Consider the following 23,882-nt stretch of genomic DNA (forward strand, 5'->3'; position numbering starts at 1 on the left):
TCTAAAATTTAAGGATAAACTCACTTCCCCTGCCCGGTTCGCTTACCAGCTCAATCCGGCCGCCATGCCGCTCCACAACCTGTCTGACATAAGCGAGCCCCAGCCCAAAGCCTTTCACCGTATGCAGATCGCCTGTGGGCACCCGGAAAAAGCGGTCGAAAACTGCCTGCTGGTAATGTCTAGCAATGCCGATCCCATTGTCAGCTACCGAAAGCTGCCAGTGATCCTCCTCTTTTTTGTATTTAAAATCAATTTGCACCTGATCATTCGAGTACTTAACGGCATTATCGACCAGGTTGCTCAGCACATTGCCAAAGTGCATTCTGTCGACTGATATTATGTCGTGATCGCTAACATCCTGATTGAAATGCACGGGCTTTGCGGCATTCAATGCATAAGCTGCTGTGATCTCACTGATCAGTTCGCGGAGGTTAACCGGCTCGCGGTGCAGTTGCAGCTCCTGCTTGTCTTCCACAGCGAGATGAAGCACTTTCTCCACCAGCTCCGACAAGCGCCCGAGGTTGTTATAGGAAATCGAAAGGTAGTTTTTTGTCTTTTCAGGATTGTCAAGCACGCCGTAATTCATCATCGCTTCCACGGCGGCGGTTACCGTCGCAATGGGCGTTTTCAGCTCGTGGGTCATGTTGTTGATGAAATCGCTTTTGATCTCCGAGAGCCGCTTTTGTTTCAGGATAGTCTGCAACATATAAATAAAGCAGCCGCTGGTGAGTGTCAACAGCACAAAGCTCGCCGCCAGCAAGCCGCCCATTTTTTTGAACAAATAAAAAAACGGCATATCGAATGTAGCCTGCACAAACAGGTTTTTGACAGGATTAATGGGAACGGGGAATGTTTTAAACTGATTTGCTGCATTCAGTCTACCCGTTTCCTTATCAATAAAAATGGAATTACTGCCCGAAACCTGGGGTACAATGCGCAGTGTGTCGATCAGAAATGCAGCCTGTATGCCGCGCTCACGCAGTTCGTACCGGTATGCCCTGAATAATTTCCGCTTGTCAATCTGATCGCCCTCGGCCCAGCCCATCACCAGCATTCTGGAAATCCGGTCGGCCAATGTATCGCCCGGAGCTATGCTTTTCTCCTCCCCGATCTCCGACCGGATATATAGTCGTGCCTGTGCATCCGGACCTGACTGAAACTTGCGAACGATCATCCGGGGCTGCGAGGTTGGCGGCGGGCCCGGTGCGCCGGGCTTCTGTCCGTTACGGCCGAAGAGCGCATCCGCGCGCGTGATCTGCTCCCTTTCCACCACCCGGAACAAGGCTTCCTGTACGGTGTCCTTAAACTGCGACCGGTGCAGCCGGTAGTTTGTCAACAACCAGTAGCCTTGAAATACATTGATCGCTACAATGCAAGTGGTCATTAACCAGAAAATGAATCTGATACGGGAGCTGCTCATGTTACAAAGCTACATTGCGGCACGCACGATTGGCGCGGCTGTAACACTATTTAACACTAAATAGCAGTGCCTAACATAGCTTCTGTTCAATTTTGAATCGTCAAATCAAAACAGGAAAATGCTATGAAAATCACAATTCTGCTGGCCGCATTGTGGCTGGCCGCCGGGCAGGCTTATGCACAGTTTTCAGGACAGATCAGCTACGAGATCGTTCGCAAAATTGACCCTTCGCAATTAAGGATGGTTATTAATGGAGAACCCGTAAAACCCGGCGACCCCAACTTCCCGACAGACCTTCCCGACTCGCGCACTTTTGGACAGAAATCTTACTTTTCGGGGAATTATGTCAAAGAGGTTTTAGACGATCAGAATACAATTGTCAGCCGGGTTTCGGCAAATGGCGGTCCCGGCCGCACGATCAACCTCGGCCGCCCATTCGATGAATACAAGCTGGTAGACCTGGAAGGCAGTAAAATCGTCACCTTTCTGACGATGAAGGGCCCGGAATCTAAAAGCTACCAAACTGAAACGCCCATTGAACGCGCATCCGGCTGGCAGGTCACAGGTGAGACAAAGAAAATAGCAGGTTACCCTTGTAAAAAGGCCGTTGTAAAATTGAAAAACGAACCCTACTCAGTGTGGTTTACCGAAGCGCTTCCCGTCACCTACTCGCCTGTGCATGAGCTTACACCGGAGAAGGGCGTTGTGTTGCTGATTGAAGGTACCCGCGAACAGTTCAGGGCGGTGAAGGTGCAATCGGGCGATGTAAGCGACAAAGATGTGGCACCGCAGCCAGACGCTCAGCCTGTTTCCAAAGAAGAACTGAACGACATTCGTGAAAAGGCGCTGGCCGACTTCCGTCAGCAGAAAATGATGCCCGGAGACGGCGGGAGATAACCTATGAAATTCGCATTCCTATTAGCCATGATCCTGACCTGCTTCACCGCCTCGGGACAGAAACCTGCTGTCCGGGCGGAAGTGTCGGGAACCATTCTTGACTCGATCAGCCAGAAACCTTTGCGTACGGCGTCGGTATCACTGCTGACACAAAACGATTCCGCCTATGTTACCGCGGGCATTACCGATGGCGCCGGCCATTTTAAACTTAAAAATGTGGCCGCAGGCAGCTATCGGTTGCTGGTAACGTTTATAGGGCATCGTAACAAATCTATGCTCTTTGAAGTAGCAGCGCAAAATGTGCGGCTCGATACATTATGGATGACCGAGCAGGGTACCGATCTGCAGGAAGTGGTCATCAAACAGGAAGCCCCTCCGGTATCGGTGAAGGGAGATACGGTGCAGTTCAATGCAGACGCATTCAAAACCGAGCCGAATGCACAGGTGGAAGAATTGCTCAAAAAGTTACCCGGCGTGGAAGTCTCGCGCGACGGACAGATTAAAAGCAATGGACAGGCTGTGCGCCGGGTGTTCGTGGACGGGAAACCGTTTTTCGGCGACGATCCCAAAATGGCGACACGTAACCTGCCCGCGGGCATTGTAGATAAGGTACAGGTTTACGACCAGTCTTCTGACCAGTCGCAATTTTCAGGGATCGATGACGGTAACCGCGAGCGCACGATCAATATCACTATCAAGAAAGACAAAGGGAAAGGTTATTTTGGCCAGAATGCGATTGGGGCCGGCCGGAATACCGAATTGAATGCAATGCGCTACCAGGGAAAGCTGAGCCTCAACAGGTTCAACAACCGCAATGGAGGACCGGGCAGGCAGATATCACTGGTAGGTGAAGCCAATAACCTGAACCGGCAGAACTTTTCGCTCGGTGACGGAAGTCTGCCCGGCGGGGGAATGGGCGGGCCGATGTTCACAGGCCAGCCAGGGTCTTTTGGGGACGAGGACGGCCAGGGTCCGGCGAATATGACCGAAGTTCGGGCAGGCGGCTTCAACTATCGGGCTGAGGGTGAAAAAGTGCGTTATGGAAAGCGGGCGGAGATTTCTGCAAGCTATTTTGCCAATCAGGCGATCACGACCACGGACCAGGAAAGCCGGCGTGAATACATTTTGCCGGGGCAGTCGTTTGTAGCGGACCAATCCAGCTACAACAGGAACAAGGCTTTTAACCAGCGTTTTGCGGGCAGGTTCGAGTTTCAGCTGGATTCACTGACAAGTCTCCGCTTCACACCTCATTTTTCGTGGCAAAAGGTCCGGTACCAAAGTGATGTACTGAATGCTGCGAATACAAAGGCAGGAGATTCGCTGAATGCCGGAGAGACGCATTACCGCTCGTCGGGGAAAGGAATGAACGGGTACAACAACCTGATACTGATGCACAAATTCGCAAAACAGGGCCGCACATTTTCCGCTAACCTGAACACGGTCTTGGCTGACGGAAAAACCACCGGCTACAACCAGTCGCGGAACATGTTTTACGATTCAGCCGTTATTGAAAAACTTTCCGACCATATCGATCAGCAAAACAGGCAGAGCAGCTTTTCGGCACAAAACAACCTGAATATCTCCTATACCGAGCCGCTTTCATTTCGCCAGAAACTGGAAGTAAGGTATGCGCTGATCAATCATCAAAACCGGCAGTCGCGGTTTGTTTTTGATAAAAATGAGGAAACAAACAGCTATTCTGTTGCCGATTCAATGCTTACCAACCGGTTTGCGGGTACGTTTGCGGCGCACAAAGCCGGCGCCACATTACAAACTCAGCGACTCCGGTTCAGCTACACGCTGGGCATCGATGTACAACGCGCGCGTCAGGTCTCTGACAATCTTTCGCAGGAATCGCACATTGACAAAAGCTACTTCCATTGGCTGCCTAACGCATTGTTCAGCTATACCTTCCCGGGCAACCGGCGTGCACGGCTGCAATATCGCACGCGCATTGCGCCAGCAAGCATCACGCAGTTGCAGCCTGTTGTTGACAATACCAATCCACTGGATGTAAAAAGCGGCAATCCCGCGCTTCGGCCAGAGTACTTTAACACACTTACATTGACCTACAACAGCTCAGACAACAGCGGCGACCGCAGCCTTTTTCTTTTCGCCAACCTCAATCAGAGCAACAGCCGGATCAACAATGCCATGTCGATCAGCGACAATGGAGCCAGGTTTTCGATACCGATTAACACGCATGGTTTCTGGGCGCTGAACAGTTTTCTGTCGTGGAGCCGAAATTTGAACCCGTTGAAATTGAACCTGACGCTGAATTCTCAGGTGAATATGTCGGGAAGTGAAAGTTTGATAAATAACCTCGAAAACCGGGCGAATACCACTTTGCTCAGTCAAGGAATGCGCATTCAAAGCGCATTTAATGGTAAAATCGACTATGGAATGGGCGCGCGGATTAGTTACCAGCAGGCCTGGTACTCGCTTTTGCGTGAGCAGAATACACATTACTGGTCACAGTACCTCACAGCAGATTTCCATTGGCAGCTGCCTTTTCAATTCACATTCAGTTCAGACCTGACCTACAACGGGACGACGGGACGCGCCCGCGGCTTCAACCAGCAGTTCACGCTCTGGAACGCAGCATTGTCCAGGCAGTTTTTGAAGGGCAAACAGGGAGAAGTGAAGTTGCATATTTTCGACATACTCAACCAAAACCGCAGCCTGACGCGCAACACCACCGAGACCTACATAGAAGATGTCCGGAGTATAGTTTTAAAGCGCTATTTCCTGGTGAGTTTCGTATACAATCTTCGGAAGTTCGGGATTTGACATTATTTTGATTTTCGTACAACCATTGTTGTGGTTCCTGGCCACTTTAAGCCGGAGCCTAAATAAGCTTGTATGATCAACCGACAAATCCTGACCTATTTTACGTCAATAAGATGTATCTGCTTTTTCTGTGTTCTTCTTTGCTGCTGCACTGCGTATAGTCAGGACAGTACAGCTATAAAGTTCAGTGAAGAGCCGGATACGCTGACCAGGCAACGCTTTATTGACCGGTACGAAAATGTTTTTATGACAAAGGTGCCAACCAGACACATGTTTAAGTTTGGCTTGTCACAGTACTATCAGGCCGTGCCTTACCCGCTGACTGATGATAAAACTTTAAATAATTTATCACTTCACCTAGGCTATGAAGTCAAATTCCTCCCTGCATTCTCGCTTGCCTTGTCGGGGCACTTTCCACTTTACGGTGTGCAGGCGCCTTTCAGAGAATCTGTACAGAACACGGTAATGGATGCGCAGCTCCGCTGGTTTGTGGATATGCGCAGGCGGATCAGGAAAGGCAAGAGCGCGAATAATTTCAGCGGAAACTATGTTGCGCTCTTCTTTAATATGCCCGGCGCATTTGATGATGATCCTAAGGCTGGTATCAAATTAGGGTTTCAAAGGAGGTTCCTGAATCATGGCTATATGGACTTCTCTTTTGCCATCTTCAAGTCTGTCTTTGACTATCATTCTTATGGATTAGCGACCGGCCTGTCGTTCTCGACACAAGCAAGCTTCGGCTTCGCGCTGGGAGATTGGAAAAAGTCTGCCGTCGCTCCGCTCTGTGAGATTCTTCTGTGTGACGAATTTCAGCCCCAGCAATGGAAAATACGGCTTCCCGAAATCACCGTCGGCTATTATCTCAACAGGATCAGGACCGGCGTCGCTTTTGAACGTAAGGTGAAAGCATCTTCCTGGACGATCAATGTACAGCTGGATGCAGCCATGAACAGGGGTTTCAATTTTCTCAGATATGATCATACCGTCGATTTGTATGATGGGAATACAGTAAATCAGCGCACGTTTAAATATGCGCAAGTTTATTCCCGCGAGGGTATTGTCATTTTTTCGGTACAGCCAAGATATTATTTCCTTCAGAAGCGGCAGCGACTTAACGGCAAAGGCGGGAATGGACTATCAGGCTGGTATACCGGCCTGAATACGGAGTATAGCTACTATAAAGGGTGGCATGGCGGCTGGGCTCTTGCCGGCGGTGAGTTTCGAACTGAGACCAATACTATACAGGCTGGCCCACTGGCAGGATTCCAGCTACGGCTTTTTCGCCGCGGCTATCTCGATCTGAACACTTCGTACAATTTCAAGCAACAGCTGGGCGATCAGAAAACATCGTTTGGACTGAGATCCAACATCGGCGTCGGCCTGGCACTTTAGCCAAGCCGACGTCAATATCCCTTGCACAATTGGTACGTTCCAACAAGCTACTTCTTAGCTTCTCTCACCGCTTTGATCGGGAATTCTCCGTATTGGGAGGAGATCATGCCGGTGAGCGTGTCGCCTTTTTGCATTAAACTGTACTTGAATTCGCTGCCCTGGTTTTCGGTCATAAAAGTGACTTTTCCCTGATCTACCATCAGGTTTTTCACCTCCTGCCGCTCCGTTGCCTCCACGTAACCGACTGTCTTATTTTCTTTTTGTTCGAAAATCAGAAATCCCGATTCGTATTCAGGCGGAACGTCGCTGATCATGTATTTCCATGTTCCAAGCAGATCGTCGGCTGTAAATGCTTTTTGCGCGGCAATGGAGAAGACCGCCACCGCCATGATCATCAGAATGTAAAGTTTTGTTTTCATGTTCATCCGGGAGTTTATGTTGAATGCACCGGTAATTAATACAAAAATTAACACAAATTCTCCGCATTGTAATAATTATCCCTGGCATTGGTGCAGTTTCACTTTCCCGGCACTTACTTTACTCCGCCTCTATCACGAATGCATTGAGTTCGGCCATCTTGCCATCGCGAAACCGCCATACATCGCAATAACGATAATTGGTCAGCTTTCCGGCTGCATCCTTCAAGGCGATTTTGCCTACCGCAGTAACAAAGTCGCCTTCCGCGATCAGGTGTTCCACCATGAATTTCGGCGGTTCCTGGTAAGTGGCTGCCATATATTGCCGCACAGCCTCTTTACCCCTCAATACCTGATCTCCCACAAAATTCCATTCGGTGTCTTCCGTACAGAAAGTCAGAAAGCCCTCGTATTCGCCGCGTGTAATTGCAGCATTAGCTTCTTCCAGTATTTTTTTGTTGTTCAAATCCATAAATACATCTGGTTTGTGTTTCAAAAGTTTGTCACGGCTGATTACTTCGCGAAATGAAGTATCACGTAAACGAATCGCATTTTACCGCTTACAAGTTCCATTAGCACGGATAGCAGCGCGGTTTTGAAGACAAAAAAACAGCAAAGATTTAAGTTGATCAGAAGTATAGTGGAGCACTTTTTTTCTTTTATATAAAATTAAATTAGATGACCATTGATACGTATGAACTTCTGCCGCTCTGCATTCCTTGTTGTTTCCGCATTCCTTACATTCATTCGATGGACGCACGCGCAGCCAGGTTCATTGTCGGCACAGATCAACAAGGTATCGATCAGCCTGGATTCCTCTGCCCTGATGCATTCCGCACCTTTTAACCTGCAAAATTCCATTGATACCGATTTTAAAGTACTGGGAATCGGCGAGCAGTCGCACGGTACTTCCGAATTCTTTAAAGCCCGGATCTCTCTGATTAAGTCGCTGGTTAAATCGGGCGGCGTGACCAGAATTGCGCTGGAAGCGCCAGTGGCCGAAGTAGAAAATCTGAATGCATATCTGCTCACAGGATCCGGGGATCTCAAAGCTGTGCTGAAATCCTTCCGGCTGTTTAATTATGAATGTCAGGAGTTCGTAGATCTGGTAGCGGAAGTGAAAACATTGAACAAAACGGCAAAAAAACCGATCACATTCTTCGGCGTTGATATGCAATCCCCTTTTCAGGCATTGCAAAATATTTCAGCATCCTGCTTTTCAGCTGATAAAGCAGCCGCTGATTCGGTCACGAAGCTGACAGGCAATTATAAGGCTCTGGACAATGAACTGTACAGCCACAACATCAGCGGGGAAGATTACCGGGAGCTACTCGGGCTGAGCAATGCGATTTTTACGCGAATGGAACAGAATGGGTCCGGGTGTTTGAAAAACAGTCTTGTCAGTCGCAGCGTAGCCATTTACAAGCAATTTTTGCAATTGAATAAACCGGGTAACTTCTACGATGTGCTGTCTACATTAAGAGACTCGCTGATGGCGGAAAACCTGCTCAATGCTTTAACAACAAATGACAAGGTAATCCTCCTGGCCCACAACGGACACGTACAGAAAACGCCCAATGCATTCTCCCGAAGCATGGGACTTTTCCTGCAAAGAAAGCTAGGCAATAAGTACCAATCCCTGGCACTTACTACTTCTACGGGATTCTTTACGGCATTCACACCCGAGGCTGGCAAGGTTACCGACAAAAATCCGATCCCGACCGCGGAAGCAGGGACTTTCGAAGCGCAGTTTTCTCAAGTTGGAAAACCTGTGTTCCTTTTCAAAACTTCGCGTGTCAGCCGGAAGGATATCAGGGAACTGCCTGCGAGGTACAAGCTGCTTCCCTTCGGGATCACCGACAAACCCTTCGTGACCGGGAACCTGCTTGACGATTTTGACTATGTACTTCACATTGAAAAAACAACCGGCAACCAAAGCTTTTATTTAAAGTGATGCGCCGCTTCTGAGGGTTTTACGTTCCAAAAGTAAGTTCCTTGACGTAACTTGGGGGCTGATAACGGGTACTCTTAACTTAAAACCTCACTTAATGGATATTTCACAGATCTTTCAAAACAATCAGGACTGGGTTCAGAAAAAGCTCAACGTTGAACCGGACTATTTCAGTAACCTGGCCAAAGGACAAACGCCAGGCATTCTTTATATAGGCTGCTCCGACAGCCGCGTTACTGCCGAAGAGCTCATGGGCGTAGAGCCAGGCGAGGTATTCGTGCTGAGAAACATTGCCAACATGGTCCCCAATACGGACCTGAGTGTGATGTCCGTGATCAACTATGCAGTGGATCACCTGAAAGTAAACCACATTGTGGTATGCGGCCATTATTACTGCGGCGGTGTGCAGGCGGCGATGAAATCGGGCGACCTGGGTATCCTCAACCCCTGGCTGAGAAACATCCGTGACGTGTACCGGACGCACAAAGAGGAGCTTTCGGCGATCGAGAATGAAGAAGAACGCTACAAAAGACTGGTTGAGCTGAATGTGGAAGAGCAATGTATCAATGTGATCAAAACCGCAGAAGTGCAGAAAGCGCAGCGCGACCGCAACCTTACCGTTCACGGCTGGGTGTTTGACGTGCATTCGGGAAAGCTCATCGACCTGAACATTAATTTCAAAAAGCTGCTGGAAAACATCATGGAGATTTACCGGCTGGACCTGAAAGATCCGGAGGTACAAACTGCAAATCCCTGATTTTTTGGAAACATATAAGTAACAAAAGCGGCCGGGCAAAATCCCGGCCGCTTTTGTTTTATGCATTGAACATGCAAAGGTTATTTGCTTTCACTCTCAGGTGAGGTCTGATTTAATTTCCATCGTTTCATGATGATGCGCCCGGAGTACTTTTTCAAATGGTATTTCTCAGGTTCTCCGATCAGGAATCCGTATGCTTTCATCGATGGAATGGCGTCGAATACGACTTTCAAAACGGCTGTGATCGGAATGGCGAGGATCAGACCGGCAAGTCCGAAAAGCAACCCTCCCAAAAGCAGTCCGACCAGCGCCATCAGCGGGTTAATACTCACTTTTCCACCCACGATATTCGGTGTCAGGAAGTTACCTTCGAGGAACTGGACTACCTGAAACCAGATGATCACACCAACTGCGTACCACGCACTATCTTTGGTAGCCAATGCAAATAGCGCAGGCAGCACCGAGCCGATCGCAATACCGATGTAGGGCAAAAGCATCAGCAGCGAAGCCAGAATGCCGAAAAACCATGCGTAAGGAATGCCAAGAACCAACAAGCCAACAGTGTTCAAAACTGCCACTATCCCCATCACAGTCACCAGCCCGATCAGGTAGCTCTGAACGACATAATAGATTTTGTCAAGTACCCCGCTGACCAGTTCTTTGGGTGTAGATAAAAATGCGTGAAAGAAGAATTCGCGGAAGAAATCACGGTAGTACAGGAGGAAGAAAGTGAACAAAGGCACGATGATCACGCCTGCCAGTATACTTCCCATTGAACCAAAGGCCGCGCCCAGGATCACGCCCGCATTGGACACCGCCCTGTTGGTAAAAGCAGTGATCTGTTTGGTAATCTCACCTTCTTCAATACCAAACCGCAGCACTACCCATTGCTGAATGGTGTCGAGGATATGTTTGAATTTCAACTGCAGATCATCTCCGTTTGCACCGATAACAATCACCTGATGCACGATAAACCAGATCAGTCCGCCGATGAGGATAATGGCGATAATAACCGCCAGCAGCGAGGCACCCACCCGGTTGATCTTATACTTTTCAATAAAGCGTACGATCGGGAACAGGGAGATGGCCAGCAATATGGAAAACATGAGCGGCACCAGCACGCTTTGCAACGTATATAGCAATGCGATGATCAGGACAAGAGACAGCAGCGAAGCCGCAATGTCGACGCTTTTTGACTTAGCGGAAATATTATTCATGACAGGTGTAAGTGAGATTTACAACCAAACTGAAAATTTCATGCCCGGCCTCCTCTATCCTCTTTTTTCGGTTGCCAAACTGCATTTACAGGATTATACCCTTTTCACTTTTTTTTATAAGTATTCCAAGCATCCACCCGGGCTTTTAAGGATGTTCAACTTCCTAACCCTTTAACAAATGTTCGTATGCGAATAATATGTAGCTGTTTACTCACGCTGGCTATGCTTGTCATTTATGCCATACCGGCCCGTGCCCAATCCCGGCAGGTGTCCGGAAAGGTTGTAGATGAGACCAATGCAGCTGTGCCCGGCGCAAGTGTGCTGATCAAGGGTACCACTTCGGGTACCAATACCAATGCAGACGGAGCCTTCTCGATCAGCGTGCCTGACGGGAACCAGAAGCTGACCGTCTCGTCAATCGGATTTCAAACGGTGGATGTAGACGTACCGCGTTCCGTGTCGCAAGTGACCGTGCGGCTTTCTGCTGATGTGAAAAGTCTGGGGGAAGTGGTAGTAACTGCGCTCGGTGTGCAGCAAAGCACGCGGAATGTAGGCTACGCGGTGCAGCAGATCGGTGGCGGCAGCATTCAGGAAGCCAGGGAGGTCAACTATATCAATGCATTGCAGGGTAAGCTGGCCGGTGTGCAGATCGGTGGTAACAGTGGCTCCATGGGTGGCTCGTCGCGGGTTACCATACGCGGACTGAAATCGATTTCAGGTAACAACAATGCATTGTTCATCGTGGACGGCGTACCGATGGCCAATATGAACATGAATTCGTCCAGCGTAACCGGCGGCCAGGGAACAGGCGGCGGCGGTTTTGACTACGGAAACCCTGCCCAGCTCATTAACCCGAATGATGTGGAGAATATCTCCGTACTGAAAGGAGCAGCGGCAACCGCGCTTTACGGGAGCCGCGGTCAGAACGGGGTCATTTACATTACCACCAAAACGGGTAAAGGATCGGGTAACCTGTCGCTGAACTACGATTTCAACATTCAGATGGACCAGGTTTCGTACCTGCCGAAATTCCAGAATGCATACGGAGGCGGCGGCAGCTCGAATTTTACCAAATTATATGTCAATCAAAACCCGGGCGGTTTCCTGCCGGGCGGAGGTACTTATGATGACAATGATGGAAAAGGCAGGTACGATTTCATTCCCGATTATGGAACGGATGAATCGTGGGGACCAAAAATGGACGGTACGCTGGTGCGGCATTACTGGTCGTGGGACCAGGACCGCAACAATCCCAACTTCGGTAAGACCGCGCCTTGGAGCCCGCATCCTGACAATGCCAAAGATTTTTTCAAAACAGGTATCACTTTCTCCAACAACCTGTCTGTGGCCAGCAGCAGCGACAAAGGTTCGATCCGGTTTTCCGTGGGACAGACGAAGCAGAACTTCATTTATCCCGGAAGCGAGCTGAAACGCTTCTTTATCAGTCTGAACACTACCTACAAATTCACTGAGAAATTCACATTCAGCGGGGGGATCAATTATGTCAACGACCATTCCAAAGGCCGGCCGGGAACGGGCTTCATGGGTAACAACCCGATGCTTTTCTACGTTATGTACGGTCAGCGGCAGATTGATGACGCTTATCTGAAAAATTACAAATATGCCGATGGTACCGAACAGTCCTGGAACCGTACTGCATGGAACATTCAAAAACCCGCATTCAGCCAGAATCCTTACTGGAACCAGTACGAAAACTACAACACGGACAGGAACAACCGTTACTTCGGTAATGCGGGATTGACCTACAAGTTTGCCGACTGGCTTTCCGCCGATGTACGCGTGTTCTCCGATTTCTTCGACCACCTCGACGAAGTCCGCAGCGCGAAGGGATTCTTCGTGGGCAGCTACGCAAAACGCGCATTGCGTAACAACGAGAACAACTACCAGGCTACATTAAACGTCAATAAAAACCTGGGCGACAAATTCAGCCTGGAAGCTGTGGCGGGAGGTAATATATTGAGTATCAAATCGAGCATCGAGTCGGGCACAACGAATGGCGGCTTGCAAACACCGCTGGTATACGTGCTGCAAAACTCCGTAACGCCGGCAACTGTATCGACGACTTATGGAAACAAACAGATCAACTCGCTGTTCGGGTCGGTTACATTGGGCTACAACAAATACCTGTACCTGACCGCTACGGGCCGGAACGACTGGGCTTCGACGCTGAAACAAACGGGCAATTTCTCGTACTTCTATCCGTCGATCGCAGGTTCGTTCATTTTCTCCGATGTGATTGCGAAAACATCCTGGCTCACGCTCGGCAAAGCCCGCCTTTCTTACGCGCGTGTCGGCAATGACGCAGATCCTTATTCGGTATCGCGGTACTACGATATCGTGACGCAATTCGGGACATTCCCGCTGCAAAGCACGCCAGACAGGCTGCACAACAGCCGCCTGAAACCGGAGCTCTCCGCAGAAGTGGAAGGTGGGGTTGATTTCAAATTTTTCAATGAGATCCTCGGCGTCAATTTCACCTACTATGACCGCCGCACCGAAAACCAGATCTGGAATGTGCAGATCCCTGCGGAAAGCGGTTTTTCAACCAAAATCGTCAATGGTGGAACCGTGCAGAACAAGGGTATTGAACTTTCGGTGAATGTAATGCCGGTGATGACGAAGAATTTCAGCTGGCGTGCGTCCCTTAATTTTTCCAAAAACAAAAACAAGGTACTGAACCTGAACAGCTCGGATGAAAGCATTCAGGGAATTGAACGGTTTGTAATTGGTACTGAAAGGCGGACCAACCGGGTGTCCATGGTGGCGCAAAAAGGCATGTCGCTCGGAACCATGCTCGGTACCGACTATGTGTATGATGCAAAAGGAAATAAGGTAGTGGTAGCGAACGGAACCTACGCGGTAACGCCCACGCCGGTGATCATCGGCGATGCCAATCCTGACTTTATCGGCGGATTGAACAACACATTCAGTTACAAAAGCCTGTACCTGTCTGCACTGATTGATTTCCAGAAAGGCGGCGATTTCTTTTCTTACACCAACTTATACGGTAACAAATCGGGGATGTTTGAAGAGACCGCATTACCTGGTATCCGCGAAAACGGCCTGGTTAACCCTGGTGTGAAGGAGGATGGAAGTCCTAACGACATTGTCGTTCCCGCCCGTACGCACTTCAACTCCGACGGTGGTAACCGGATCAGTAAGGCCAATTTGTACGATGGCAGCTTTATCTACCTGCGCGAAGTAAGACTGGGCTGGCTACTGCCGGATGCATTGGCGAAAAAGATCAAAATGCAGGCGCTGCGCTTCACATTGACGGGTCGTAACCTCTGGCTGATCAAAAGCAATGCACCGAACGTGGACCCTGCGAACATCACCAACTCCATCGGCAACCAGATCGGCTTCGAGGGCGGCGCATTACCGCCGGTCCGCAGCTTTGGCGCCAACCTCAACTTTACATTCTGACCCCTTTTCCAGAACCCATTTTAGATCGATTGAGATATGAAATTGAAAATAACTATTCTGCTGCTGACGTGTGTGCTTGTGCTCCCCGGCTGCGATAATTTTGATAACCTGAACAGCGACCCGGCGCGGTCAAGCGAAACCCAGCCCGAGTTCCTGATGGCCAATGCGCAAAAACGCGCTTCCGATTTGCTGTACGATACCTATTTCAATGGGCGCGTCGGCATGCAGCTCTCGCAGTACTGGACGGGAACGGATAAGACAGGCGAAACCCGCTTTCTGTTTACCAACGACGGCCTCTGGAATGGTATGTACGCAGGGCCGCTGATGGACCTGCAGGAAATTGAAAACTATTATAAAAGGCATCCCCAGGAGTCGAGCGAGCACATGCTGGCTGCCACGGCGATCATGAAAGCCTGGCTTTTCCATATTCTCACAGACGTTTACGTTGACATTCCCTACTCCCAGGCACTCAAAGGCGACGAGATCGTGCAGCCCGTTTACGACAAAGGAAAAGATGTGTACGCCGCATTGCTTACCTCATTAAAAACACAGATCGATATCCTTGCCGGTCCTACTTCGGGAGCGATCCGCGGTGATGTGATCGCAGGCGGAAATGCAGCACAGTGGATCAGGATCGGGAATGCACTGCGCATGCGGATTGCAATGAGAATGGCCGATGCGCAACCAGCCGAAGCCAAAGCGATAATTGAAGATGCGGTGAAAAATACGCTCACTTCAACAAGTCAGGACGCGTTTTTCCCCTATAACACGGCAGCAGCCACCAACCGCTTTCCATATAATGATGTGGACCGGCCGCTTGTTGAATTTGCAGTTACTTCCACGCTGGTCGATTACCTGCAGGAAGTAAGTGATCCCCGGCTGCCAGTGTATGCCCGCCCGGATGAAACCAATGGAAAATATGTGGGTAAACCGTACGGTGTGGAGGCCAATACGCCGACGATGATCGGCTTATCAAAACCGGGTGTGCTCGCTTACAGCGGCTCGGCGCGGGGTAATATAATCACTTATGCGGAGGTTGCTTTTATCAAAGCCGAGGCTACGGCGCGCGGAATGAATGTGGGTACTGCCACTGCCGCGGACCTGTACAAAGAGGCCGTGACCGCTTCCATGACACAATGGGGCATTACAGATGCAAAGGCCATTGAAGCCTACCTGATAAGGGTGCCGTACAAGGCAGCAAACTGGAAGAATGTAATTGGTACACAAAAGTGGCTCGCGCTGTACATGCAGGGCATTCAGGGATGGATGGAGCGGTTGAGACTGGATATCAAAAAACCGGACGGAGATACGCTGTTCATCGCGCCGGTTTCGGGAAGCCTGGATCAGGAAGTGAAAGACGGTATCGTAAAACGCCTCAAATACCCGAGTGCCAGCCGCGCATCCAATGCAGCGAACAGCGAACAAGCCGCGAAAAGCATCGGGGGCGATTCGCAGGCTACAAAAAACTGGTGGGATATCTATTAAGCTGACATCATCAGGCAAATCGTCGAGCGCGCGGCTAAGTTTCTTCCATTCCGCGATTATCGACCGCCGTTCGTCGATTATTGAACCTTCTGGCCTGCTGGCTGCGGTAGTTTTGAATCGTACAGTAACAAGCTGTACGATTCAAATTCCGTATCCACCCGAAAACCAGATTGATCATGAAAAACATGCTATTTTTTATCAGGACATCATTCACCATTTTGTCCCTTGTTTACCTGACTGCCTGCTCCGGGCTGAAAGAAGAAAAAGCGCTGGTCCCGACAGTTGAAAAGACTTCTGAGCAGGTGGTGCCGGAGCTGGCCTACCCGGGCGAAACAGGGGAAGAAAAGGAAGGTACCTTGTTCGGAAGAAACATCAAATACGCTGAAATCAATGGAGAGGCGGTATTTGAAGGCGACATTATCCTCTCCAAAAAGCAGCTTAACGCAGCAGCCGGCGCACGCACGGAAGGCACCGGAGTATCCCTCAATGCGCAAAAGTGGGCGAAGGGAATTGTTTATTACACCATCGAGAAAACAGTTACAAACACTTCCGCGATCTATGCGGCTATGGCGATCATTGAAGCTTCAACGCCCATTACGTTTGTTTACCGTTCCAATCAGTATAATTATGTGACCTTCAAGTACGGACGCGGCTTTTCCTCCTCCGTAGGCGTGACCGGCGGGCAGCAGTTCATTACGCTCGGACTTGGTTTCAGCAAAGGCGGCGCGCTCCACGAGATCTGTCACACGCTGGGGCTTTTTCATGAACATACCCGCGACGACAGGGACCAGACCATCACCGTCAACTTCCAGAACATTGCGCCAACATTGCAGGTCAATTTTCTGACCCACAAGCAATCGGGCAGTGCAGGTTTCGGCTTTGATAAAATGGACCTGAAATCGGTGATGATGATGAATTCCGATTACTGTTCCAGCAACGGACTGCCTTCTATGACCACCAAAGACGGACAGCCTTTCTCTGTTCAGCGTACGGAATTATCACCCAATGATATCCGGTGCCTTACCGCGATGTACTCCAACATCTATTCTATTTCAGACGACGGCCTTTATGCTTCGGATACACGAAAAGGCAAAAGGGCTTTGCTATCTCAGGGCTGGTTTTACACGCGGGCTGTCACTGCCGATCCCTATTTTGTTTATGCATGTAAAGGCGGCTCGCTCGTCAGAATACGTCCGGATAATGGAGATACAAAAGTGATCGCAACGGGCTTCTACTATGTGCAGTCGATGGTGCTCCTGAAAGGTTTCCTGTATGTAATTGACAATGGGGTGATCAAAAAGGTGAGCACTGATACGGGTGTAACCACGACGGTCGGCACGCAGCTCTGGCTTCCGGCCACTGACATTGCCTACATGGATGGATTCTTCTATGTTATGACCAAGAATGCCATTTTCCGTCTGACTCCCGACACTGAGAACTTCGTCCAGATTGCTGCTGTAGCCGACGCAAGAGAACTGGTAGCGATGGGTGGAAGGCTCTACTACGTGAAGACTACGCCGGGCAAAACATCCGGTATCTATAAACTGGATCCGGCGGTCGGATTTGCGCTCCTCTTCTCACCGCTATTTACGCCAACTGCGCAGATGGTCTCCTCGGAAGGCTCTTTGTACATCGCTGATATGGGCAATTTGTACAAGATAGAAGCCAATGGAAACAGCGTCAACATTTCCCCGGGATGGTCATTCACAGCCCAGCTGGCTGCACTTAACTACTACAACTACTAGCATCTATTAGCCCAAACACGCGCAAAGCCGCCCCTGGCAACAGGAGCGGCTTTGCGCATTTATCAAAAAGGTTTTCCTATTTCTGGTTTTCGATCGCGTCCAGTAACTTTTGGAAAGGTTTGTTGAATTTCTCAATTCCTTCTTCTTCGAGCTGTTTGGTGATCGCGTCGATATCAATACCAGCGGCTTTTACCTTTTCCATTACACTGGTTGCTGCATCCAGATCCTCTTCAAGCCGGCTCGCCGGATCGCCATGGTCGCGGTAAGCTTCCAGCGTTTCCATTGGGATTGTGTTTACCGTGTTGGGACCAATGAGCGCTTCCACGTACCTGGTATCTTTGAAAGCAGGATTTTTGTTACTGGTACTTGCCCAGAGCAGCCGCTGCGGAACCGCGCCTTTGTCGGCCAGCTTTTTCCAGCGATCGGTGCTGAACATGCGTTTATAGATCTGGTAAGCTAGCTTGGCAGAGGCAATGGCCACTTCGCCTTTCAGCTCGGCCAGTCCTTTTTCTTCCAATATCGGGTCTACCAAAATATCAATGCGGCTCAAAAAGAAGCTCGCTACCGATGCAACATGGTCTACCGGCAATCCGATTTCCGCACGCTTTTCCAGACCGGATATATAGGCTTCTGCCACCGCTTCATACCGGTCAAGCCCGAAAAGCAATGTCACATTGACATTGATCCCTTCGCTGATCGCCGTTTGTATCGCGGCAAGTCCCGGCTGTGTTCCGGGGATTTTGATCATTACATTTTCACGGTCTACTGCCATCCAGAGCTCACTCGCCTGCTTGATGGTACCCTGGGTGTCCAGCGCAAGAAACGGGGAAACTTCCAGGCTCACATACCCGTCGGCTCCTACCACGTCTTCTTCATTGTAAACCGGCCACATCAGATCGCAGGCAGACTTGATGTCCTCGATCGCAAGACTGAAAAATATCTCTTCGTTGGTACTATCCCCTTTGGAAAGTTCTGCGATATCGGCATCGTAATCCGAGCTGCTGCTGATTGCCTTTTCGAAAATGGCAGGATTGGAAGTAACGCCCCGTACGCCATCTTCCTCGATCAGTTTTTTCAATTCACCGGAGTCGATGATTTTACGGTCAATGAAGTCCAGCCAGATGCTTTGGCCGAAGTCGTGTATTTGTTTTACTTTACTCGTAGCCATAACAAACTTGTATTTATGATTAAAAACGATGAACAGGTAAGTGCTGAAATATCATGCCATGCATGTAGCCGATTGGCTGCTGACCGAAGGCGCTGGATGGAGCTATCTACTACTCTACCGCTTTGATAAATGAAGTACCCTCGCAATTTTCGCAGGATTTGGTAGGCTGAGCAATGCCGCGATCGTGACCACAATTGGAACAAACCCAATTATCGGCAACGGCGCTGATCCTGTGCTGAAAATCCTGGTCCCAGATCGGCAGAATGGGCAGGCCGGGTACCGATTCGTGCCGCTTGACCAATGTAAATGTGCCGCCTGCCTCGAAATACAGTCTTTTTACTTCTCCCAGGTGGCGGATCCTTTTGCAGCGAAGCTGGGCGAATACCCGTTCCCTGGTTATCCCCGCCCTTTTCATCAATTGCAAATTCAGGCGCGAATCCTCAATGAGGGGCGTAATATCTCCCTGTGTGATCTTTTCAAGCGTTTGGTTTCGCATTGCCAGTCGGGCGATCAGCTGCTGCACGAAAACGACAATCCCGGCGATAACAACAGCTGCCAGAATGCCCCGGTCGGGCGATTGCAGGGGTACCCCTATCGCAGCTGCCAGCGAAACCATCGCCGCCATTTCGTTCCGGCTGAGCTGAGAGGCCATTCTTTTGCCCATCAGTCGCATTGCTACCATCAGGATCAGGTAAATGACCGCCACGCGCAGCACAACTTCCGCGTAAAATGCACCTGGTACGTCACCTACAAAAATGCGCTGCCAGTCGTTAATGAATATTTCTTCCGGCTTCATTTGTCGATGAGATCATATTTGACGGAAACAGCTGCGGGTATGCAGACGTCGGAACCGCACGTTTCACAGGGTTGAGACTCTTGCGCGCCGGGCGCTACATTGCCGCAATTGATACAGGCGCTGTGTTCCTCCACGATCCGCTGTGAGTAGCATTCGATACTGGTATCCGAAGGTGGGAAAATACATAACCCTGCCGCCGGCTCGGCATTCATGTAAATGCTGAAACAACCGAATGCCTCCATATACACCCGGCCTACATCACCGAGGTTAAACACATTCTCGTCCCGGAGCGCGGCAAAGAGCTGCTGCCGGGATACTTTGACCTTTTCGAGCTGGTCTATCTGGATGATCCCGTCTTTGACGAGCATCTGCGTGGTTCCCTGACTGATTTTTTCAAATTTCCTGCTCGAAAACTCGGCAAGACTTACACCCCGGCGAAACACCAGCGCACAAACCAGGATCATCACGCCCATCAGCAATCCAAGCTGCGGGATCTGCATAGCCGGCGAGACAATCGCACCAAGGGTGACCATAATGGCCATTTCCGAAATGCTCAACTGTCCGCCCATCCGCTTGCCCATCGCGCGGATGATCACGAGCAATGCAATGTAAATCAGGCTGGTTCTCAGGAAAACTTCTATCAGGTATTCAGGCGGAGCTTGTCCGAAAAGAATGCGGTGCCAGTCCCAGGGGATTATATCATCTTTCTTCATACACCAAGGCTGCAAACCCTTTTAAATAATCCATCTGCTCGTACACACGTTAAAATCAGACACCTCTTAAATAAATTGTGTGCCAGTAACTACCCTACAATGCAGGAGTGCAACATTTACGGCAAATGTTCATATTCAATTGTTTAGATACGCCGCCACCATAGCAGAAAGCCGCTCACAGCAAGTAATCCGGGCGTGAGTCCCAGAATTACGTAGAAGATCTTAACCCAAAATCCGCCAAAATTGCCCACGTGTACCGGTTGTACAGCTGCTTCAATGCGCTCGCTGACAGATTTATCGGCAAGCCGGGTAATTTTCAGCAGTTCACCGGTTTGCTGATCAAAGCGTACCGAGTTGGACGCGCCCCAGATTTTCCATTGACCCTGATGATATCCTCTTACTTCAAACTTGCGCTCCGGCTGCGTTGGCAGGTAAACATGGGTTGGTTCAAGGTCCGGCATTGCGTGCAATGCATTCAGGTACATTTCGTCGGCAGGTACCTGCATCACCGTGTTGGGCCGTGCGGGGGCGAGTTCCTTTTCCCAGGTTTTTGCCTCAAAAGCAAACAGGTTCATCCAGAATCCGGTAAAGAAGATCACCGCATTGAAAAGCAGTGACCACACACCTACTATGCGGTGCAGCCCCGAGCTGATGGTGCGCCAGTTTTTCCAGTTGATTGAAATCCGGAAGGTCAGGACTTTCCAGATCATTTTTTTGTAAACAACCATCCCGGTCAGCAGCGAAAGCAGCATGGTAATGCCAAAGATTGCGGTAAGCGCCGCACCGGGCATACCCAGCTGGAAACTGAAATGGAACTGGAACAGCCACTCAATAAAGCTGGGTGTAAAGTCAGTTGCCGGTCCCTCGCGCAGAATAGCGCCGGTATAGGGATTGAAAGAAATCAGCGCCAGATCATAGGTGAGCAGCCGCGCATCATTGAAGTAAATCCTGAAATTATAGGCCTCGCCAGGCCCCGCGTCGGGATTGAGCCAAGCGATACCGTCGAGATTGGGATACTTGCCGGTGATCTTTTCATAGCAGCGCATCAATGCGTCTGCGGGCAGTTTATTGCCGGCATTTGAGACGTGCAGTAACTCCCGGTTTGCAAGCGCATCGAGCTCCGTTCTGAAAACCAGAACGGAGCCGCTTAATCCCAGCAAAATCAGAAAGACGCCTGTTACGAGTCCAAGCCAGCTATGCAGCCTGAACAAGCTTCGGTTCGATGTGATCTTTTTCATAAAACCTGAGCTTACCAAAGCTGATAACTAACCCCCACCCTGATATTGAACGGATCGCCCAAGCCTGCCGTCGTCACGCCCGACCGGCTTCCCGTGAAATAATGCCTGTTGGTCAGGTTATATGCATTGATTTGTACCTGGTACCGGTTCCGAGAGTAGGAAAGCGCCGCGTCGAGCACGGTATATGAAGGAAATACAAAGTTCTGATTGCTCAGTAACCCAACCTGATCACTTACATAACGAACGCCAGCAGCAATGCCGAGCCCTCTCAGCGCGTGTTCAGCCAGTGTGTATTTACCCCAGAAATTGATCTGGTGCTTCGGTGCATTGGCAAAGCGGTCGCCCTTTTTGCCGTAGGTACTCGTGCTCACCAGCACATGCTCGTTGAATGCATATCCCGCGATCAGGCTCAGGTTGCGGAGACTGCCCGTTACCGAAAACTCGCCACCTCGGCTGCGCGTACCGTCAATGGCTGCCTGGCGGTGGGAGTTTTCTTCGGTAGGTGCCGCCGTGAGAATATTGGCGTAGTTGATCTGGTAAAGCGACAAAGTAGCCGATAAACGGTTACTGATCAGATCTGCCTTGCTGCCTACTTCGTATTGTGTAGCCCGGCGCGTGGGGAACGGGCCGCCAGCAAGTACATTGTTGGAAGTTTGCGGATTGAAGGATCTGAGGTAGGTACCATACACCGAAAGGTTCTTCACCGGCAAATACACAAGCGCCAAGCGCGGTATCCAGCCCGACGTTTTCAGTTCGTCACCCTGCTTGTTATCACGTTCCGATAATGGCGTTTCTCTTCCATTGTAGCTATCAAAACGGACAGAAAGAAGCACTTTCAGCTTGTCGCCGATACTCACCTGGTCCTGGACGTAAGCACCGATCAGGTTGGTAATGCGTTTGTTGTCGTCGGATTCGTCTGCCGGAACGGAATGGTCGGGAATGCTGCCCGTGTAATCAGGATGCAGAATGGAAATGCGGGTGGACGATTTGTACTGATAATCATTCTGCGTCCAGCCATAGCGGTTATAGTCTGCCCCGGCAATAAGCTGGTGCCCTAGCGCGCCCGTTTTCGCGTTGTAAGTTGCAAATGCAGTGGTCTGCAGACTAAACCGGTCCGTTTCCCAGTCCTGGTATCCCCTGCTGATCGAGTCATTCCTTATTCTTCCCACCGGAATATGGTCTGTATAATCCAGCACATTCCGCACCGCGCGTTCCACGACCGTGAGTCTCAGTTTTTGGCTGAATTGATGGTTGAAGGTCAGCGTAGCCGAAGTATTACGCGTTTTTCCATAATCCGTCGGACTTTGGATCGTCAGATTGTCCGGGTAATAGTTAAAGTCGAATGTACCGTCGGGCCGGGAAAGAATGTAGCTCCCATTGTCGTATTGCTGCACAGCTTTTGCATAGGCGTAGTTGAGTTCGAGGTTCAGGGAAGTTCTTTCGCTGGCCAGGTAAGTCAGCGAGGGCGCGACGAAAAGATTCTGTTTTTTCTGATAATCCCTGAAACCTTCAGTCCGGTCGTACCCGACAATAGCTCGGTACAATAGTTTTTTACTGCGGGAAACAGGTCCGGTAAAGTCAACAGACCCCCTGCCGAATCCCCAGCTTCCCAGCGACAGATCAACTGACGCTCTTTTCTCGGCAAGGGGTTTTTTTGTAATAAAATTAATAACCCCACCCGGCGAACCTTCGCTGAACAATGCGCCCGAAGGCCCGCGCAGCAGCTCTACCGATTCAATATTATACAGCAAAGGCTGCTGGCTCCACAAGTACAGGTTTCCTCGAATCCCGTTGAATAGCAGAAAACTGGCATCATTTGGCGAGTATGCCGTGAATCCGCGGATCTGGAAATTGCCATTTCCATTGTTGGCCTTCATGCCCGTGAATGTACCGGCGATCTCATTGAGAGTAAAAGCCTGCCGGTCACGCAGGGCGGCCGAGGATACCACCTGCACAGACTGTGGTGTTTCGAGCAAAGGAACGTCCAGTCGCGTTGAGGTGCTAGACGCAGCTACCTGGTAGCTGCTCCTGGCCGCGCTGACCGTCACTTCTTTCAGCTCCTGCCTGCTTTCGGAGAGTTGGAGGTTCAGAAAAGGATTTTTCCCTTTCGAGATCTTCATGGTCTGCGTGTGAGCGGTATACCCTATGTTGGACACCGTCAGGATATAGGAGCCCGGTGTAATACCTGCAAGGGTAAATTCCCCGTCAGCATCGGTAATGGTTCCCCAGCCCGTGTTCAGAAAAGCAATGGAAGCGCCGGCGACAGGTTCGTGTTCTGCATTGACAATGCGGCCGGTTAATGTGCCCGTTTCAGATTGGGCAGCAGCTTTTAAGCCACTTGTTAAAATGGCTAGTAACAAAATCAGATATTTCAATTTCATTGGGATACAATTGTAGATACAGCCCGTCGGAAAGCCGAGCGGGTGCGGTTAGGTAAAAAATACAAGAAGTGT

Annotated in this window: 17 protein-coding genes; 8 read left to right on the forward strand and 9 right to left on the reverse strand. The window is 50.0% G+C overall.

Going from position 1 to position 23,882, the window contains the following annotated elements; all coding sequences use genetic code 11:
• Position 1: 1 nt before the first annotated feature.
• Positions 2 to 1,384 (reverse strand): sensor histidine kinase, encoded by a 1,383-nt coding sequence (locus AC1XTG_RS02885; protein ID WP_484840942.1) that lies wholly within the window; start codon positions 1,382 to 1,384, stop codon positions 2 to 4.
• Positions 1,385 to 1,543: 159 nt separating this feature from the next.
• On the opposite strand from AC1XTG_RS02885, the gene AC1XTG_RS02890 reads away from it, so the two are divergent.
• The 3 genes from AC1XTG_RS02890 to AC1XTG_RS02900 all read left to right on the forward strand — a co-directional run bounded on the left by AC1XTG_RS02890 (position 1,544) and on the right by AC1XTG_RS02900 (position 6,499).
• Entirely contained in the window at positions 1,544 to 2,317 is a 774-nt protein-coding gene (locus tag AC1XTG_RS02890; protein ID WP_484840943.1) for a GLPGLI family protein, read from the forward strand.
• 3 nt (positions 2,318 to 2,320) lie between these two features.
• Positions 2,321 to 5,107: an outer membrane beta-barrel protein gene (locus tag AC1XTG_RS02895; RefSeq protein ID WP_484840944.1), complete on the forward strand. Its 2,787-nt coding sequence runs from the start codon at positions 2,321 to 2,323 to the stop codon at positions 5,105 to 5,107.
• Positions 5,108 to 5,179: 72 nt separating this feature from the next.
• Positions 5,180 to 6,499 carry a hypothetical protein gene (locus AC1XTG_RS02900; RefSeq protein ID WP_484840945.1) on the forward strand — a complete coding sequence of 440 codons (1,320 nt, stop codon included), beginning with the start codon at positions 5,180 to 5,182 and terminating at the stop codon, positions 6,497 to 6,499.
• 47 nt (positions 6,500 to 6,546) lie between these two features.
• Here the strand turns inward: AC1XTG_RS02900 and AC1XTG_RS02905 are convergent, their stop codons facing one another.
• The gene (locus AC1XTG_RS02905; RefSeq protein WP_484840946.1) at positions 6,547 to 6,918 is read right to left on the reverse strand and encodes a hypothetical protein; all 372 of its coding nucleotides are present in this window, start codon (positions 6,916 to 6,918) and stop codon (positions 6,547 to 6,549) included.
• Positions 6,919 to 7,036: 118 nt separating this feature from the next.
• Positions 7,037 to 7,387 (reverse strand): nuclear transport factor 2 family protein, encoded by a 351-nt coding sequence (locus AC1XTG_RS02910; protein WP_484840947.1) that lies wholly within the window; start codon positions 7,385 to 7,387, stop codon positions 7,037 to 7,039.
• A gap of 222 nt (positions 7,388 to 7,609) precedes the next feature.
• Between AC1XTG_RS02910 and AC1XTG_RS02915 the strand changes: the two genes are divergently transcribed.
• Positions 7,610 to 8,869 (forward strand): erythromycin esterase family protein, encoded by a 1,260-nt coding sequence (locus AC1XTG_RS02915; protein ID WP_484840948.1) that lies wholly within the window; start codon positions 7,610 to 7,612, stop codon positions 8,867 to 8,869.
• A gap of 94 nt (positions 8,870 to 8,963) precedes the next feature.
• The gene (locus tag AC1XTG_RS02920; RefSeq protein WP_056287182.1) at positions 8,964 to 9,623 is read left to right on the forward strand and encodes a carbonic anhydrase; all 660 of its coding nucleotides are present in this window, start codon (positions 8,964 to 8,966) and stop codon (positions 9,621 to 9,623) included.
• Between the two features lie 80 nt (positions 9,624 to 9,703).
• Here AC1XTG_RS02920 and AC1XTG_RS02925 read toward each other — a convergent pair whose 3' ends face one another.
• Positions 9,704 to 10,840, reverse strand: coding sequence for an AI-2E family transporter (locus AC1XTG_RS02925; RefSeq protein ID WP_056287180.1), 1,137 nt, complete (start codon positions 10,838 to 10,840; stop codon positions 9,704 to 9,706).
• A gap of 222 nt (positions 10,841 to 11,062) precedes the next feature.
• Here AC1XTG_RS02925 and AC1XTG_RS02930 point away from each other — a divergent pair, with 222 nt between their 5' ends.
• The 3 genes from AC1XTG_RS02930 to AC1XTG_RS02940 all read left to right on the forward strand — a co-directional run bounded on the left by AC1XTG_RS02930 (position 11,063) and on the right by AC1XTG_RS02940 (position 17,514).
• Positions 11,063 to 14,284: a SusC/RagA family TonB-linked outer membrane protein gene (locus AC1XTG_RS02930; protein ID WP_484840949.1), complete on the forward strand. Its 3,222-nt coding sequence runs from the start codon at positions 11,063 to 11,065 to the stop codon at positions 14,282 to 14,284.
• Between the two features lie 36 nt (positions 14,285 to 14,320).
• Entirely contained in the window at positions 14,321 to 15,769 is a 1,449-nt protein-coding gene (locus tag AC1XTG_RS02935; protein ID WP_484840950.1) for a SusD/RagB family nutrient-binding outer membrane lipoprotein, read from the forward strand.
• A gap of 176 nt (positions 15,770 to 15,945) precedes the next feature.
• A complete protein-coding gene (locus AC1XTG_RS02940) occupies positions 15,946 to 17,514 on the forward strand; it encodes a M12 family metallopeptidase (protein WP_484840951.1) in 1,569 nt (522 codons plus the stop codon).
• Positions 17,515 to 17,590: 76 nt separating this feature from the next.
• On the opposite strand, the gene tal is transcribed toward AC1XTG_RS02940, so the two are convergent.
• The 5 genes from tal to AC1XTG_RS02965 form a co-directional block, all read right to left on the reverse strand.
• Entirely contained in the window at positions 17,591 to 18,682 is a 1,092-nt protein-coding gene (gene tal, locus AC1XTG_RS02945) for a transaldolase (protein WP_484840952.1), read from the reverse strand.
• Between the two features lie 109 nt (positions 18,683 to 18,791).
• Complete coding sequence (locus AC1XTG_RS02950; protein ID WP_056287163.1) at positions 18,792 to 19,478, reverse strand: DUF421 domain-containing protein; 687 nt, start codon at positions 19,476 to 19,478, stop codon at positions 18,792 to 18,794.
• Entirely contained in the window at positions 19,475 to 20,191 is a 717-nt protein-coding gene (locus tag AC1XTG_RS02955) for a DUF421 domain-containing protein (protein ID WP_484840953.1), read from the reverse strand. Before AC1XTG_RS02955 ends, AC1XTG_RS02950 begins: the two co-directional genes overlap by 4 nt.
• Positions 20,192 to 20,334: 143 nt before the next feature.
• Positions 20,335 to 21,429 (reverse strand): PepSY-associated TM helix domain-containing protein, encoded by a 1,095-nt coding sequence (locus AC1XTG_RS02960; RefSeq protein ID WP_484840954.1) that lies wholly within the window; start codon positions 21,427 to 21,429, stop codon positions 20,335 to 20,337.
• Between the two features lie 11 nt (positions 21,430 to 21,440).
• The gene (locus AC1XTG_RS02965; protein WP_484840955.1) at positions 21,441 to 23,810 is read right to left on the reverse strand and encodes a TonB-dependent siderophore receptor; all 2,370 of its coding nucleotides are present in this window, start codon (positions 23,808 to 23,810) and stop codon (positions 21,441 to 21,443) included.
• Between the last annotated feature and the right edge of the window lie 72 nt (positions 23,811 to 23,882).

Source organism: Dyadobacter sp. HNCC25DJ183 (assembly GCF_056895175.1).

What these genes read in the sequence shown, in the direction of transcription:
- AC1XTG_RS02965 (WP_484840955.1), bottom strand. Translation starts at nt 23,810, where the DNA reads ATGAAATTGAAATATCTGATTTTGTTACTAGCCATTTTAACAAGTGGC.
- AC1XTG_RS02905 (WP_484840946.1), bottom strand. Translation starts at nt 6,918, where the DNA reads ATGAAAACAAAACTTTACATTCTGATGATCATGGCGGTGGCGGTCTTC.
- AC1XTG_RS02940 (WP_484840951.1), top strand. Translation starts at nt 15,946, where the DNA reads ATGAAAAACATGCTATTTTTTATCAGGACATCATTCACCATTTTGTCC.
- AC1XTG_RS02900 (WP_484840945.1), top strand. Translation starts at nt 5,180, where the DNA reads ATGATCAACCGACAAATCCTGACCTATTTTACGTCAATAAGATGTATC.
- tal (WP_484840952.1), bottom strand. Translation starts at nt 18,682, where the DNA reads ATGGCTACGAGTAAAGTAAAACAAATACACGACTTCGGCCAAAGCATC.
- AC1XTG_RS02960 (WP_484840954.1), bottom strand. Translation starts at nt 21,429, where the DNA reads ATGAAAAAGATCACATCGAACCGAAGCTTGTTCAGGCTGCATAGCTGG.
- AC1XTG_RS02910 (WP_484840947.1), bottom strand. Translation starts at nt 7,387, where the DNA reads ATGGATTTGAACAACAAAAAAATACTGGAAGAAGCTAATGCTGCAATT.
- AC1XTG_RS02930 (WP_484840949.1), top strand. Translation starts at nt 11,063, where the DNA reads ATGCTTGTCATTTATGCCATACCGGCCCGTGCCCAATCCCGGCAGGTG.
- AC1XTG_RS02885 (WP_484840942.1), bottom strand. Translation starts at nt 1,384, where the DNA reads ATGACCACTTGCATTGTAGCGATCAATGTATTTCAAGGCTACTGGTTG.
- AC1XTG_RS02890 (WP_484840943.1), top strand. Translation starts at nt 1,544, where the DNA reads ATGAAAATCACAATTCTGCTGGCCGCATTGTGGCTGGCCGCCGGGCAG.
- AC1XTG_RS02925 (WP_056287180.1), bottom strand. Translation starts at nt 10,840, where the DNA reads ATGAATAATATTTCCGCTAAGTCAAAAAGCGTCGACATTGCGGCTTCG.
- AC1XTG_RS02950 (WP_056287163.1), bottom strand. Translation starts at nt 19,478, where the DNA reads ATGAAGCCGGAAGAAATATTCATTAACGACTGGCAGCGCATTTTTGTA.
- AC1XTG_RS02895 (WP_484840944.1), top strand. Translation starts at nt 2,321, where the DNA reads ATGAAATTCGCATTCCTATTAGCCATGATCCTGACCTGCTTCACCGCC.
- AC1XTG_RS02955 (WP_484840953.1), bottom strand. Translation starts at nt 20,191, where the DNA reads ATGAAGAAAGATGATATAATCCCCTGGGACTGGCACCGCATTCTTTTC.
- AC1XTG_RS02915 (WP_484840948.1), top strand. Translation starts at nt 7,610, where the DNA reads ATGAACTTCTGCCGCTCTGCATTCCTTGTTGTTTCCGCATTCCTTACA.
- AC1XTG_RS02935 (WP_484840950.1), top strand. Translation starts at nt 14,321, where the DNA reads ATGAAATTGAAAATAACTATTCTGCTGCTGACGTGTGTGCTTGTGCTC.
- AC1XTG_RS02920 (WP_056287182.1), top strand. Translation starts at nt 8,964, where the DNA reads ATGGATATTTCACAGATCTTTCAAAACAATCAGGACTGGGTTCAGAAA.